The organism is Acidobacteriota bacterium, from assembly GCA_040754075.1.
Lineage (GTDB): Bacteria > Acidobacteriota > Blastocatellia > UBA7656 > UBA7656 > JBFMDH01.
On sequence record JBFMDH010000014.1, the window covers coordinates 17,199 to 31,081 of the forward strand.

Here is a 13,883-nt window from a genome sequence, read left to right on the forward strand (position 1 = left end):
CATTATGCGGTTCAATCGGTTGATTACATCCTGGCTGGCGATTCCAATCGTTTTTATTGGTTGCCTGTCATTACAGGCGCAACCTTTGCAAGAAACCGAATACGGTCCTGAAGTAAAATCTTTTCTTGAACTCTGTCGCCACGAAGAGGAAGAGTTGGAATTTCAAATCAAACACGGCGAAATCAATCGCCAGGATTATATGCGCTCGAAAAACCGCCTTGCCATTCAACGCCAGATGGTGCTCAAACGTATCAAAGACACCGGCGAAGATGTGGTTCCCGATTTGCACGTCGTCACCAGCGCCGAAATCAGCCAACTGATTGAGGGCGGGATGAAAGCCGTTAAAGGCGCAAAACCCGGCACTCTGATTGCGAGTAAATGGCTCTATCTGGGCAGCGCCAATCGCGGCGAAACTTACTATATTTTTGAGCGCGCCAACGAACTTTCCACAGTTACTCGCCCGCGTACCGTGACCAAAAATCAACCTTGAAATTTGAACTATTGACTTTGATTCAATTGCGATTAATATCGGGTTGTGCGTGGCTTCAACCCGCGTAAACCGCTTATCCCTTCACCTGCCCCTTTCCCGAAATAGAATATCTCTATACCCCAAATGCTTATTGGCTGAATGTCTGACCAATCGGTTTTTAAGGTCTAAAAAATAACGAACAGCTTCGGAGTGCAGCTATGTCAACTATCAATTTTTCCCAAGTTGTACAGCAAATGCTGTCAATCTCGGATAAAATTTCTGACTTGATTTTCTCTCCCGGTCGACCGCCTCAGGTCGAACTCATCGGAAAACTAACGCCCGTCAATATTCCCGGAATGGAAATGCTCACGCCTGCCCACACCGCAGGCATTGCCAAAGCCTTAATCGGCAATAACAAAACCGCTGCCCAGTCGCTCGAAGAACAAGGCTCGGCGGACATCTCTTTCAGCTTGCCCGGTCTGTCACGCTTTCGCGTCAATATTTTTATGCAACGCGGCACTCACGCGATTGTCATGCGCGTGGTTCCCAACAATGTCCCGACCTTTGAAGATTTGACTATCCCGGTGGTCTTAAAAGAAGTCGCCGATTTGAAAAACGGCATTGTGCTGGTCACCGGTCCCACAGGTTCCGGTAAATCTTCGACGCTTGCCGCAATCATCGACTTGATTAATGAAACCAAGTATTACCACGTCGTCACCATCGAAGACCCGATTGAATTCATGCATCGCCATAAAAAATGCACGATTCATCAACGTGAGTTGCACACCGATACGCCGAACTTTGCCTTTGCGTTGAGAGCGGCACTCAGACAAGCGCCAAAGGTCATTCTCGTTGGTGAGATTCGCGACCTCGAAACTTGCGAAGTCGCTTTGGAAGCTTCGGAAACCGGACACCTGGTGCTTTCGACATTGCACACCACAGACGCCGTGAAGACCGTCGAACGATTGATTGGCTTGTTTCCGAAAAATCAGGAACACGTCATTCGTATGCGGTTGTCGGCGGCATTTAAATTTATCGTTTCGCAACGCCTGATTCCGCGCGCTGACCGCAAAGGTCGCGTGGCGGCAATCGAAATTTTGAAATCGACGGCGCGCACCCGCGAGTATATTGAAAAAGGTGAACGCGAAGGCAAATCGCTTTATGATGCGATGAAAGATGGCAACCTCGAGGGCATGCAGGTATTCGATACGGAAATCGAACGCATGATTCGCGATGGCATTATCGCGTTGGAAGACGGGTTGATGTACGCCACCAACCGGCAGAATTTAATGTTGCAACTTTCCGATGTCGGAACCGGTTCGGGTTCAGGAATGCTCAGTATGCCATCAGGTATGCTCAATATGATTAGCTGATTTTTTAACCCTGAAGACGTTTCTCAGGTAGGCGAGGCGTTGGCTTGAATGGCGTAAGCTATACGGGTCAGCGCTTCGCCTTTTATGTTATAGTTCAAACGATGCGTCCAATCATCGTTTCCATCTCCGGTTTTTCATCGAATGTTGGCAAAACGACATTGATGTGCGAATTGCTCAAACGCTTTCCGGGAAGGGAAGCAATAAAAATTTCGCGCGGTCATTATCGCTCTTGCGGCAAAGACCCTGAGACGTGTTGTGTATCGCCGCTTCTTGGTGAGCGCCCGACGATTTATAGCGGAAGAGAATTGACCTGCGTGCCGCGTAAAGACACCGGACGTTATTGGGAAGCCGGAGCGCGCAATGTTCACTGGTTGATTTGCACCAATGACCAACTCGAAGCGGGAATCCACGAAGCGTTAAGCCGCGTGCAGAGCGCGGGCGTATTCATCGAAGGAACCAGTTTTTTGAAATACCTTCCCGCCGATTTTTCAATCATGGTGGTTGACCCGTCGCGCAGTGAAATCAAATCATCGGCTATACGAATGGTTCATCGGATGAACGCATTTTATGTGAACACCGTTGAACCCGATGAAAAAATATCTGAAATCATTCGCAACAAATTCGCTGAGCGTAACGTTCAGGTTAAGGACTTGCCGATTTATTCGGCAAAAAACTTTGAAGAGTTGGTTGAAAAAATCATGACCATACAAACCACTTCAAAATTTTCATCTATTACCGCGCCTCTCAATATGAATATGTGATGCGCGAAAGGGCACGCTTGTCTTTTCGCGCACTTCTTTCCTTGACTTTATCCGCTACCGATTTTTAGTATCCAAATTTTTGCTGGTAAGATAATCGTTTACGATGTTACTGACCGAAGTCACAAATGAATTGCAGACTATGTTCGACAATGCGCAAAGCGTTGCCATACTGACGGGCGCAGGCATTTCTGCCGAAAGCGGTGTGCCGACTTTTCGCGGCGGCGGCGATACAGCGATTTGGAGTTGGCGAGGCCGTCCGGTCAGCGAACTTTCATCGGCTGAAATGATGGCATCAGACCCAAAACTGGTCTGGGAATGGTTCGATTACCGGCGCGGAATGTTGAAAGACTTACAGCCCAACCCCGGTCATCACGCGCTCGCGATGTGGGAAAGACGGTTTGCGGATTTCACTTTGATTACGCAAAACATTGATGATTTGCATCGCGCTGCCGGCAGTCTCAATGTTCTGGAATTGCACGGCAACATCTGCCGCGCACGCTGTCTCAGGTGTCGCAGTACCTTTGAGGTGCGCGAGTCGCCGCTTGAACAAAACCCGCCGCTCTGTTTCGTATGCGGCAATGCGGCGCGACCCGATGTGGTGTTGTTCGGCGAAATGTTACCCGAAGGGGTTTTTGACCGCGCCGAAGAAGCCGCCGCGCGTTCTGATTTATTTTTCGTTATCGGCACATCGGCGGTGGTGTATCCTGCGGCATCGCTTCCGATTGTTGCCAAACAAAGCGGCGCGAAAGTGATTGAAGTCAATCCCGAACAAACAGATATTTCGTTTATGGCAGATGTGACGATACTCGGAAAAGCGGGCGAAATTTTGTCGCAGTTTTTGAAGGAGCGCGGCTGATGCGGATTTTATATTTCGACGGTTTTGCAGGCATCAGCGGCGATATGGTGGTCGGCGCACTGATTGATGCAGGCGTGGCGTTTGCAACCTTGCAGGTGGAACTCGCAAAACTTGGTCTCACGGGTTACGACCTGAACGTCAGTAAAGTCAAACGCGCAGGCTTTGCGGCAACGAAATTCGAGGTCACGGTTGATGATGCAAAACAACCGGCGCGCGCGTTGGTTGAAATTCGTGAGATGATTGCCCAATCCGATTTAAGCGAGAGTGTAAAAAATACCTCGATTCGGATATTTGAAAAATTGGGTGAAGCCGAAGCCCGCGTTCACGGTGCAACCCTTGACCATGTGCATTTTCACGAAGTCGGGGCAGTCGATTCGATTATTGACATCGTCGGCGCGGCAATCGGATTTGCGATGCTCGGCGTTGAAAAAATTATCTGCTCATCTTTGCGTGTTGGCTTTGGTTCCATCATTGCGGCGCATGGCGTGATGCCTGTGCCCGCACCGGGAACCGCAGAGTTGTTGCGCGACATTCCAATTTTTGCGGGCGACCGCGAAGGCGAATTCGTCACTCCGACCGGCGCGGCAATCATTGCGACGCTTTGCGAAAGTTTCGGCGCAATGCCTGAGATGCGGATTGAAAAAATCGGTTACGGCGCAGGAAGTCGCGACCCGCATGGCTTTCCGAACGCCTTACGCATCATGCTCGGCGAAATAAAAACTGCCGAAGTTGATGCGCCGAAGATTATGGTCATTGAAACCAATATTGACGATATGAATCCGCAAGCCTGTGGGTTCGTGATGGAAAAGGCTTTGCAACTTGGCGCGCTCGATGTTTTTTTCACGCCGGTGCAGATGAAAAAAGATAGACCCGCAGTGCTGCTCACGGTGCTTTGTGAAGTTGATAAATTCGAGGCGCTGACGAATTTGATTTTGACCGAGACGACGACGCTGGGCATTCGCTACGGTGAAATGAAAAGGCGAACTCTTGAACGGTTTTTTGAAACCGTTGAAACCGAGTACGGGGTTGTGAAAATTAAAGTCGCGCATCAGAACAAGCGGTTGTTTAACTTTCAACCCGAATATGACGATTGCGCGAAACTGGCGAATGAAAAAAATGTGCCGCTGATTGCGGTGCAACAGGCGGCGATAGCGGCTTATCGGGAAAAGAAGAGAAATTGATGGTGAATTCAAAACGGAACAATAAAAAAAAGATTGAACGCGAAATCAACCTTGCGAAAATCGAACAAGGGGTACGACTGATTTTGGAAGGCATCGGCGAAGACCCGAATCGTCCGGGATTGGAGCGCACGCCGCATCGCGTCGCCAAAATGTTTGAAGAGATTTGCGCGGGATTGCATCAGGATGCCAGTAAATTCATCCACTTCATTCCCGATGAAACCCACGATGAGATTGTGATTGTCAAAGACATTCCCATTCATTCATTGTGCGAACACCATTTGCTGCCATTCAAAGGCGTCGCGCACATCGCTTACATTCCGAAAGACGGGCGCATCGTCGGTTTATCGAAACTGGCGCGGGTCGCGGATTTGCTCGCAAAAAAACCGCAATTGCAGGAACGCCTGACAACCGAGATTGCCGACCTGCTGTATAAAGAATTACAGGCGCGGGGGGTGATGGTGGTCATCGAAGCCGAGCATATGTGCATGGAAATGCGCGGCGCAAAAAAACCTGGCGCGAAAACCGTCACCAGCGCCCTGCGCGGCGGCTTTTTGAAAAACCCGTCAACCCGCGCCGAAGCGATGACATTATTGAAGTGATGAGTGATGAGTGATGAGTAATGAGTGAGCCACAACTCATCACTCATCACTTATCACTGATTTACTTCGAGGAACTATGAACAAAACTTTTTACGTTACCACACCGATTTATTACACCAATGCCGAGCCGCACATCGGGCACGCTTACACGACGATGGTTGCCGATGCGCTGACCAAGTATCAGCGACAACGCGGCGTTGAGGCGTTCTTTTTAACCGGCACAGATGAACATGGCATCAACATCGAACGCAAAGCCGACGAGCGCGGTATACCGGTTAAACAACACGTTGATGAAATCGTCGATAAATTCAAAGCCGCTTTTGCGCGGCTTGAAATCAATTACAATCGTTGGATTCGCACCACAGACCCGGCGCACGAAGCCGCCGTGCAAAAGCTCTGGATGATTTTGAAGGAGCGCGGACATATCTATAAAGGCAGTTATGAAGGCTGGTTTTGCGCTAACTGCAATGAGTTTAAAGAGGTCGAAACGGGCGATGAAAATCCAACTTGCCCAACGCATTTGAAACCCTTGGAGCGGGTTGCTGAAGAGAGTTATTTCTTTCGGCTTTCGCAGTTTCAAAAACCTTTGCTTGAACTTTATGAAAAGCATCCTGAGTTTGTGCAGCCCGAAGCGCGGCGCAACGAGGTTATTTCATTCGTTGCCAGCGGACTCAAAGATTTATCCGTCAGCCGTGTGTCTGTGAAATGGGGCATCCCGGTGCCGGATGATGAAGCCCATACGATGTACGTTTGGCTTGATGCCTTGTCGAATTACATCACGGCGCTCGGCTGGGGCAACGATACTTACGATGGCTTCGATAAATACTGGACGAATGAAGTGAACGGTGTAAAACAACCTAATGCCTTGCATTTGGTTGGCAAAGACATTCTACGGTTTCATGCGGTCTACTGGCCTGCATTTTTGTTGGGCGCAGGAATCGCATTGCCACGCACGGTCTTTGTTCACGGTATGCTGCTCAGAGAAGGGCAGAAGATGGGCAAAAGCCTCGGCAATGCGATAAAGCTGGAAACCCTGCATCAACATTTCACCAACGATATGATTCGTTATTTCCTGTTGCGCGAAGTGCCGTTCGGACAGGACAGCGAAGTCAGTTACGGCGCGTTGATTGATCGCGTCAATGCTGACCTGGCAAACGGGCTTGGCAATTTGGCAAATCGCACACTGACGATGGTGAAAAACTATTTCGCAGGCAAGCCGCCAAGAGTTTTTGATGCCGGTTCGCAAGCCATCCAAGAAGCGATTGAATCTGCCGAAGCGAAGTTTGATGAAGAATATTCGGTGCTCAACTTTTCACGCGCTCTGGAAGCCGCCTGGGGTGGCATTGCTGCGGTTGATAAATACATCACCGATAATCAGCCTTGGAAACTGGCGAAAGATGACAGCCAGCGCGCTAAACTTGAAGTGGTAATCTCTACTGCGTATGAAGCGTTACGCCATCTGGTATTACTGGTCGCGCCGGTTTTGCCAAATGCGACAAGAGAAATCTGGAAGCAAGCCGGGCTTGCAGGCGACCCTTTAGAAATTGACCCGCGCGGCATTCAGTTCAGTAACGAACCTTTAGCGGTGCAAAAAATTGAAACCATCAGCGGGGCATTCCCGAAATTGAATAAGGAAAAAATTATGGCAGAAATTGAAAATGAAGCAGGCAGTACGCAGCAGGCAGCAGGCAGTTCGGAAAACGTGACGACCAATGAAGGCGTTGCAAAAAGTGAAGTGGTAAATGAAAAAGCTACAGCGCCATCGGCAGAGACTCAGCCATCTCAACCACCAACCGATGCCGCGAAAGTGGCTCCTGTAGCCGGTTCTGAGAAAATCAGCATTGAGGATTTCATTAAAGTCGAACTGCGCGCCGCGACCGTTCTGGAAGCTGAGCGGGTGCCGAAAGCCGATAAACTTTTGCGCTTGCAGATTGATGTCGGCGAAGCCGCGCCGCGCCAGATTCTCGCTGGCATTGCTGAGTATTACCAACCCGAAGAAGTCGTCGGTCGCAAAATCATCATTGTGGCAAATCTTGCGCCGCGCAAGATGCGTGGTTTTGAATCAAACGGCATGCTGCTTGCCGCGTCCGTAGGCGAAGACGGTCGCCCGGTGCTTGCGACCTTCGGCGAAGATGTGCCCAATGGCACAAGATTGAAGTAAAATCTTTTTGAAGTCGGTCGGGAAATCTGAAATGTTTTTCCCGACCGGTTCAGAGAGGAAAAACAGCGATGCCAATTTCTATCGGCAACAAACCGGAAAATGATTTTACTAATCCTTTGGGGATGCTCAGTGATTGCCATCGGCGCATCGAAAAATTTTTGCGCCTGCTCAATACCGTCACGGAACAAGCCCAAGGCGCTGCCTTGAATGATGAACAGCGCGAAGCTTTGCAAAAGGCGCTCGATTATTTTCAACGTTCCGCGCCGAATCATACGCTCGATGAAGAGGAGTCGGTATTTCCGCGAATGCTGGCTTCGGAATCGGCAGCGGTTACCGATGCTTTGGCAAAACTTGAACCCTTGCATGAGGAACATCTTATTGCGGAAAAACTTCATGCTGAGGTTGAAACGCTTGGTCAGGCGTGGCTTGATGAAGGGCGGCTTGAGCCTGAACGCTTGCACCGCTTGAGCCAATTGCTCAAAGATTTGCAAACCATTTATCAAAGACATATCACCGTCGAAGATACAGAAATATTTCCGCTTGCCGGCAACTTGCTGAATGCCCGGGAACTCGCTTTAATTGGCAGTGAGATGGCGGCGCGGCGCGGCATCGATATACAAAAATGGCAAAAGCTTTTATAATGCCGGTGCTAAACCGTCATGCTCTTTATTGAAAACGCGGTTAAAAATAATTGCTTTAGTTAAGCAAATAATTGGTCACCCTAGTATATTTATTCCCTAATTCATTAACTTGAAGTGATAACCTGAAATTTTCGATTTAGCTGAAGGGTTGAATGAATAAACGCACCATTCAAAGCATTGTGCTTGGCGTTATGGTTGGACTGGCTGTGGGTTTAGGGTCATACACCTTCATTTACGCCAAAGGTTATTCGTACCTGCTCAATGACCCCGCGTCCTGCGCAAATTGCCACATCATGCAGGAGCAATACGACGGTTGGGAAAAATCCAGTCACCGGTCGGTTGCCACCTGTAATGATTGTCACACGCCGCCCGGTTTTTTTGCGAAATATTATTCCAAAGCCTCGAATGGTTTCTGGCATTCATTTGGCTTTACCACCGGTCGTTTTCACGAGCCGATTCAAATCAAACCGCATAATCGGGACATAACCGAAAAAGCCTGTCGCAAATGTCATCAAGAGATTGTCGATGCCATCGAGAACCCGCATGCGATGAGTGAGCAGAATGAGACATCCTGCCTGCGTTGCCATCGCAACGTCGGACATCTTCATTGAAATGTTGAGAGAAAACTATGAGCGAATCCATCAATGAAAAACCACCTGCTGCAAGAACCTGGAGTACCCGAAAATTTGTTTTAATTACGGCACTGATTGCAACCCTCGGCGCGATTGCCGGGGCAGCGTTGCTCATCAATATCTTTGAACGCAAACAGGAAGGTCGGAATCCTTTCTATCGCGTCGTTGACTTGACGGATGAGACCGAAGACCCGGAAGTCTGGGGAAAAAATTTCCCTCTGCAATATGACGGGTATAAACGCACGGTCGACCAGATTCGCACGCGCTACGGCGGCAGTGAAGCCTTGCCGCGTTCGCCGACGCAAGCCGACCCGCGCTCGGTGGTCGCGCAATCGAAACTCGAAGAAGACCCGCGCCTTAAAGCCATGTGGGCGGGTTATGCCTTTTCAAAAGATTTTCGCGAAGAACGCGGGCACGCCTATATGCTTGATGACCAGACCTTCACCGAACGTCAGCAGGCAGCCCAACAGCCGGGCACCTGCATGCAATGTCATGCGTCGGTCTATGTGCCTTATAAAAAACTGGGCGGCGGCGATTTGATTAAAGGCTTTGAAGCGATGAATCAGATGTCTTACACCGAAGCTCGCAAACTGGTCGAACATCCGGTCGGTTGTATCGATTGTCATGACCCCTCGAATATGCAATTGCGCGTCACCCGTCCGGGCTTTATCGAAGGCATGGCAGCACTCAAAGCTTCGCAGGGCATTGCCAATTATGATGTCAACAAAATGGCAACCCGGCAGGAAATGCGCGCTTTCGTCTGCGGACAATGTCACGTTGAATACTATTTCAAAGGACCCGAAAAACGCCTGGTTTACCCCTGGCAAAAGGGTTTGAAGATTGATGACATCATGGCTTATTACGATGAAGTCAAACAAAAGGACTGGACGCATGCAGACACCGGCGCGCCTGTCTTGAAAGCTCAACATCCTGAATTTGAAATGTGGAATCAAGGCATCCATGCGCGTTCGGGAGTTGCCTGCGCCGATTGTCATATGCCTTATAAACGGGTCGGCGCATTGAAAATCAGCGACCATCATGTGCGCTCGCCGTTGCTCAATATCAACCTTGCCTGTCAGACCTGTCACAAATGGTCGGAAGAGGAACTCAAAGCCCGCGTTGAAACGATTCAGGAGAGAACGTTTAAATTGCGCAATGTGGCGATGGATGCGTTGATGGATTTAATCAATGACATCAAAGCGGCAAAGGCTGCCGGGAAAACCGATGAACAACTGGCAGGCGCGCAGGATTTTCAACGTCTCGCGCAGTTTTATCTGGATTTCGTTGAAGCGGAAAATTCGACGGGTTTTCATGCGCCACAGGAAGCCGCGAGAATTCTGGGTGAATCGATAGATTTTTCGCGCAAAGGACAAAAAGCTTTGCGTTGATATAAAAAAATCGTCAAAGCAAAATGCCGCGAGGAAGCTAGTTTTCGCGGCATTTTGCTTTGATATTTTATTGGGTTGAGAAAGCCGTCTTTGACCGCGCTTCAACAAAATCTCACTGACGCTTTTTTGCTTAACTGAAAGTGAGCGTCGTGAAAATCAAAAAGATCAGCGAGTAAACCACTTCTAAAAAACCTGCCTGTGTCAGATTCACTTTGCGTCCGGGTGTGAGCAACCCGATAAAGGCGCGACTGATAGCCGGTGTAAAAGCGATGAGAATAGGAAGCTCAAGACTTTTGGTAAAGGTAAAAAGCACCAGCGCAACGATCAGAAAGGTATGATAAAAGGCGCAGTGTTGCGAAACCCTTTGCAAGGCATTGGGTTTATTGCGATGCAGACCGGCAACCCGCACTTTAATATAAAAAACGCTGCTGGAAAAATAGCAGGCGCTTAACAACCACAACCATAAAGCCGTGTGATTCCATTCGCCTGTGGCGACGTAATAAGCCGCAGGCGCGGTCATGGTGAGTCCGCAAATGGCGAGGATTTCGCCAAAGATTGAACGCTCTTCCAGATTGACCGCCTGTTTGCCATTGATGAGCAACAAGACCATACCGAAGAGTCCGAGCGGAATAAGTACATAAAGTTTAAAGATGAGAATGAGCGGAGCGCCAAAGGCAGCGGCAATTGCCAGATAAATCATCAGCATACGGTCTGCGCCTTTGGCGTCGCGTCCGCGACTTCTGGCACGCCACCAGACCAGCATGGATTCACGCGATATAAATAACCCGCTGACTGCCAATAACAGAAAGAGCCATTGCCAGGAAACCTGAGCGGCGACAATCGTGCCAAGCGCAAACGGGACATATAGCATTGCCCACGCCCCGTGTTCTTTGGGTAACCGCAATTTTTTACTGATGCTCATTTGATACTCTCCTTATAAAGACTGATGTGCCGCTTGTCGATGAAGACAATCATTCAGCAGATATTTTTTCTCTTCCGGGGTGGTGATACGGTCAAGCGTCGGATAGAGAATATTTTCTTCACGCATATCGTGATGTTCGACCAGACTTTTGAATGCCGCTTCTTCATCGAATAATTTAATAATACGGCGTTTCAAATTTTCGGGATTTGTCGCAAACAGATTTAGCGAATCCTGAATGCGGGCTAGCAGTTCAAGCATTTTGCGATGTTCGCCGGTAAAAAATTCAACCGCGCCGCCGCGAATTTCTCCCGCTCGTTGATAAACTGGCAGCAGGTGTTTTTCTTCGTAATCCATGTGTTCGCGAAGTTGTTTGATGAATTCATCGAGGCGGTCGGTGGCTGCTTCAATATCGCCGTCAAGCAAAGCTTCCTGATGACGGATGAATAATTCATTTAAGTTTTGGTGAAAGGTTATTAAGGTTAAAAAAGTCATAGCCTGTGTAAAAAACTCTCCGGCAAGTAGATTTGCGCTTACCGGTCCAATAATTCCCCAGAAACTTGAAAAAATCCCCAATCGTTAATAAAACCCGAACGAAACTTCATACAGGGCAAACCCAATGCCAAACCGGGTTGCGGAATTCGACGATGTGCGCATAGACTTTTGCTGCATTTAGTCATTGGAAAACTGTAGAATCGAACCGGATTGTGGAATTTCGCGCAAAATCTATAACGGGAAGCGGGCTTATAGAAGCGGAACATTCGTTGCTATACACTCATCTCCAAGGAGGATTGAGTTGAACGCTCAATGAAAAGCTCTATGAGTTTATCCCATCCATTCGACATTATCGACCGGTGCTCTCAATGCCATTTGCGAATCGCTGGCTCGTTTTGTGATTTACCGGAAACCGTGCTTCGTGATTTTGATGCCATCATTCAAACCAATTTTTATTCACCGGGAATCCGCATATTTGCCGAAGGGCAACTGGCTCGCGGGGTATTTATTTTGTGCAGCGGGCGGGTGAAATTTTCGCTGACCTCGAGCAATGGAAAATCTCTGATGCGTATTGCGGAAACCGGCGAAATTCTCGGACTCAGCGCCACGCTTGCCAATGCGCCTTACGAAGCGTCGGCGGAAATGCTCGAAGCGGGGCAGGTCAATTTCATCCGGCGGGAATATTTCATGCAGTTTCTCGAAGCCCACGGCGCAGCCAGCCTCAGAGCTGCGCAGATTCTCAGCCGCAATTATCAAACCATGTATCAGGAAATCAAATCGTTGGTGCTGGCGGATTCGGTGGCTGAAAAATTCGCCAGACTATTGCTCGGTTGGTGCGCAAGAGATGGTAAAGACACCGAGAACGGCATTCATTTGAAAATCTCTTTGACCCATACGGAGATTGCTCAGATGATCGGCTCGTCGCGGGAAACCGTAACCCGTCTGTTCGGTGAATTGAAAAACAAACAGGTCATTCAATTGAAAGGCTCAAACCTGTTTATCTGTAACAAAGCGGCGCTTGAACGCTTCATCAGTTCTTAGAAATCGGTCACGCGATTGAGCGCATCGTATGAATAATTCGTCACCACGCCACGGGCATCGGTCTTGGCGGTGACTTGATGGAATTGATTGTAAACGAACTTCGCTGTCCACATCGTCCCCGTGCCGTCGTTGAGGCTGGCGGTTTGTTCGGGAATCCGTGCCGAAATATACGGCCTTAGTCATCAGGCATCCCGCATCAGTCTTTTTGCCCGCCGGTGGTTTAATAAATTTTCGGCTGGAGATGCCTATGCTTCATACCATCGAAGTCTTTTACATCCTCATCATACTTCAAGCTTTGCGTGTATTAACAAAACTCACTTAATTTTATTCAATGGTGATCGAATCCCAAGTTGCACCATTATCTTTTGTACGAAGTAATTTACCTTGACGGCTTATTACCCATACTTGACCATTTGGAGGTGAAGCAATATCAATAAAATCCTCGCCAAGTTTAGTAATTAGTTGCTTCCAGTTATCACCTCCATCCTCAGTGTAAAGAATTATACCTTCCTGCGTATCTTCATCCATATTCTCATTCTTATGCCATCTAGTACCTACAACAAATCCCTGATGCGCATTAATAAACAATAGTTCGTTAAGCACTGTACGATGTGAGTATAGAGTTTCTTTTTTTTGCCAGGTCTTGCCTGCATCTTCAGTTTTCAAAATCAAACCGTTATAACCACAAGCCCAACCTATATTCTCGTTGACAAACTTGATTGACAAGAGATCATGGCTAAAAGGTAACTGACACAATCTCCAATTTCTTCCACCATCAGTAGAATTCTGTAATATGTTATTACCAACCACCCAGATATTTTCAGGTGAAACTGCAAACAAATTATGTAAGACATCATGTTGGGGAGTTTGTAGAACATTCCAGGTTTCCCCTTTATCTTTAGTTAGAAAAACTTTCCCCATCGGGCCTACACCCCATCCTGATACTCTATCTGTGAATAAGGTATACCCTAATCTCGAAAGGATGTCTTTAGCCAAAAAGTTCTCATACCCATATCCCAGGTTCGCGTTAAAAGTAATAATTCCTGACTCACTTCGTACCATTGCACTGTATTGATCTGCCCATAAGATTGACCCCACAAATCCTAAAGGAGTTTTATTACTGGATTCAGGTTTAGAGGAATCAATAGGCATAAATTGCCTTTCCCAAGTTTCTCCACCATCAGTAGTGTAAAAGACTCTTCCATAACCGGTTAACCATCCATGTAAATCATCAGGGAACCGAATAGAACGGTACTTAGGTTTAATGGGAGTAATAATTACATCGCAAAAAGTCGAAGAACATATACAAATAAGTATTGTGGAAAGGATAAATATTTTTTTACCCATAACTATGCTCTCGTCACTGT

At 48.1% G+C, this 13,883-nt stretch carries 15 protein-coding genes; 11 read left to right on the forward strand and 4 right to left on the reverse strand.

The annotated features are described in order from the left end of the window. Positions 1-4: 4 nt before the first annotated feature. The 10 genes from AB1757_16030 to AB1757_16075 all read left to right on the forward strand — a co-directional run bounded on the left by AB1757_16030 (position 5) and on the right by AB1757_16075 (position 10,061). Positions 5-490, forward strand: a complete 486-nt coding sequence (locus AB1757_16030) for a hypothetical protein (protein ID MEW6128548.1) — start codon at positions 5-7, stop codon at positions 488-490. Between the two features lie 197 nt (positions 491-687). Further along, entirely contained in the window at positions 688-1,842 is a 1,155-nt protein-coding gene (locus AB1757_16035) for a PilT/PilU family type 4a pilus ATPase (GenBank protein ID MEW6128549.1), read from the forward strand. A gap of 101 nt (positions 1,843-1,943) precedes the next feature. Further along, positions 1,944-2,603 (forward strand): hypothetical protein, encoded by a 660-nt coding sequence (locus AB1757_16040; GenBank protein ID MEW6128550.1) that lies wholly within the window; start codon positions 1,944-1,946, stop codon positions 2,601-2,603. Positions 2,604-2,706: 103 nt separating this feature from the next. Then, complete coding sequence (locus AB1757_16045; GenBank protein MEW6128551.1) at positions 2,707-3,459, forward strand: NAD-dependent deacylase; 753 nt, start codon at positions 2,707-2,709, stop codon at positions 3,457-3,459. After that, the gene (gene larC / locus AB1757_16050; GenBank protein ID MEW6128552.1) at positions 3,459-4,640 is read left to right on the forward strand and encodes a nickel pincer cofactor biosynthesis protein LarC; all 1,182 of its coding nucleotides are present in this window, start codon (positions 3,459-3,461) and stop codon (positions 4,638-4,640) included. The genes AB1757_16045 and larC overlap by 1 nt, the downstream gene beginning before the upstream one ends. Further along, positions 4,640-5,239 carry a GTP cyclohydrolase I FolE gene (folE, locus tag AB1757_16055; protein MEW6128553.1) on the forward strand — a complete coding sequence of 200 codons (600 nt, stop codon included), beginning with the start codon at positions 4,640-4,642 and terminating at the stop codon, positions 5,237-5,239. Before larC ends, folE begins: the two co-directional genes overlap by 1 nt. 76 nt (positions 5,240-5,315) lie before the next feature. Beyond that, a complete protein-coding gene (gene metG / locus AB1757_16060; GenBank protein ID MEW6128554.1) occupies positions 5,316-7,400 on the forward strand; it encodes a methionine--tRNA ligase in 2,085 nt (694 codons plus the stop codon). Between the two features lie 68 nt (positions 7,401-7,468). Further along, entirely contained in the window at positions 7,469-8,041 is a 573-nt protein-coding gene (locus tag AB1757_16065) for a hemerythrin domain-containing protein (protein MEW6128555.1), read from the forward strand. A 152-nt stretch (positions 8,042-8,193) separates the two neighbouring features. Next, positions 8,194-8,652, forward strand: coding sequence for a cytochrome c nitrite reductase small subunit (gene nrfH / locus AB1757_16070; protein ID MEW6128556.1), 459 nt, complete (start codon positions 8,194-8,196; stop codon positions 8,650-8,652). 17 nt (positions 8,653-8,669) lie between these two features. Next, entirely contained in the window at positions 8,670-10,061 is a 1,392-nt protein-coding gene (locus tag AB1757_16075) for an ammonia-forming cytochrome c nitrite reductase subunit c552 (protein MEW6128557.1), read from the forward strand. A gap of 130 nt (positions 10,062-10,191) precedes the next feature. Here AB1757_16075 and AB1757_16080 read toward each other — a convergent pair whose 3' ends face one another. Together AB1757_16080 and AB1757_16085 are read right to left on the reverse strand one after the other, a co-directional pair. After that, the gene (locus tag AB1757_16080; protein ID MEW6128558.1) at positions 10,192-10,983 is read right to left on the reverse strand and encodes a YwiC-like family protein; all 792 of its coding nucleotides are present in this window, start codon (positions 10,981-10,983) and stop codon (positions 10,192-10,194) included. Between the two features lie 12 nt (positions 10,984-10,995). Further along, on the reverse strand, positions 10,996-11,475 hold the full coding sequence (locus AB1757_16085) for a hemerythrin domain-containing protein (protein ID MEW6128559.1): 480 nt from the start codon (positions 11,473-11,475) through the stop codon (positions 10,996-10,998). Positions 11,476-11,799: 324 nt separating this feature from the next. Here AB1757_16085 and AB1757_16090 point away from each other — a divergent pair, with 324 nt between their 5' ends. After that, complete coding sequence (locus AB1757_16090) at positions 11,800-12,516, forward strand: Crp/Fnr family transcriptional regulator (GenBank protein ID MEW6128560.1); 717 nt, start codon at positions 11,800-11,802, stop codon at positions 12,514-12,516. On the opposite strand, the gene AB1757_16095 is transcribed toward AB1757_16090, so the two are convergent. Next, entirely contained in the window at positions 12,513-12,629 is a 117-nt protein-coding gene (locus AB1757_16095; GenBank protein ID MEW6128561.1) for an RHS repeat domain-containing protein, read from the reverse strand. The two genes, AB1757_16090 and AB1757_16095, sit on opposite strands and share 4 nt — an antisense overlap. A gap of 211 nt (positions 12,630-12,840) precedes the next feature. Further along, entirely contained in the window at positions 12,841-13,863 is a 1,023-nt protein-coding gene (locus tag AB1757_16100; protein ID MEW6128562.1) for a YCF48-related protein, read from the reverse strand. Positions 13,864-13,883: the final 20 nt, after the last annotated feature.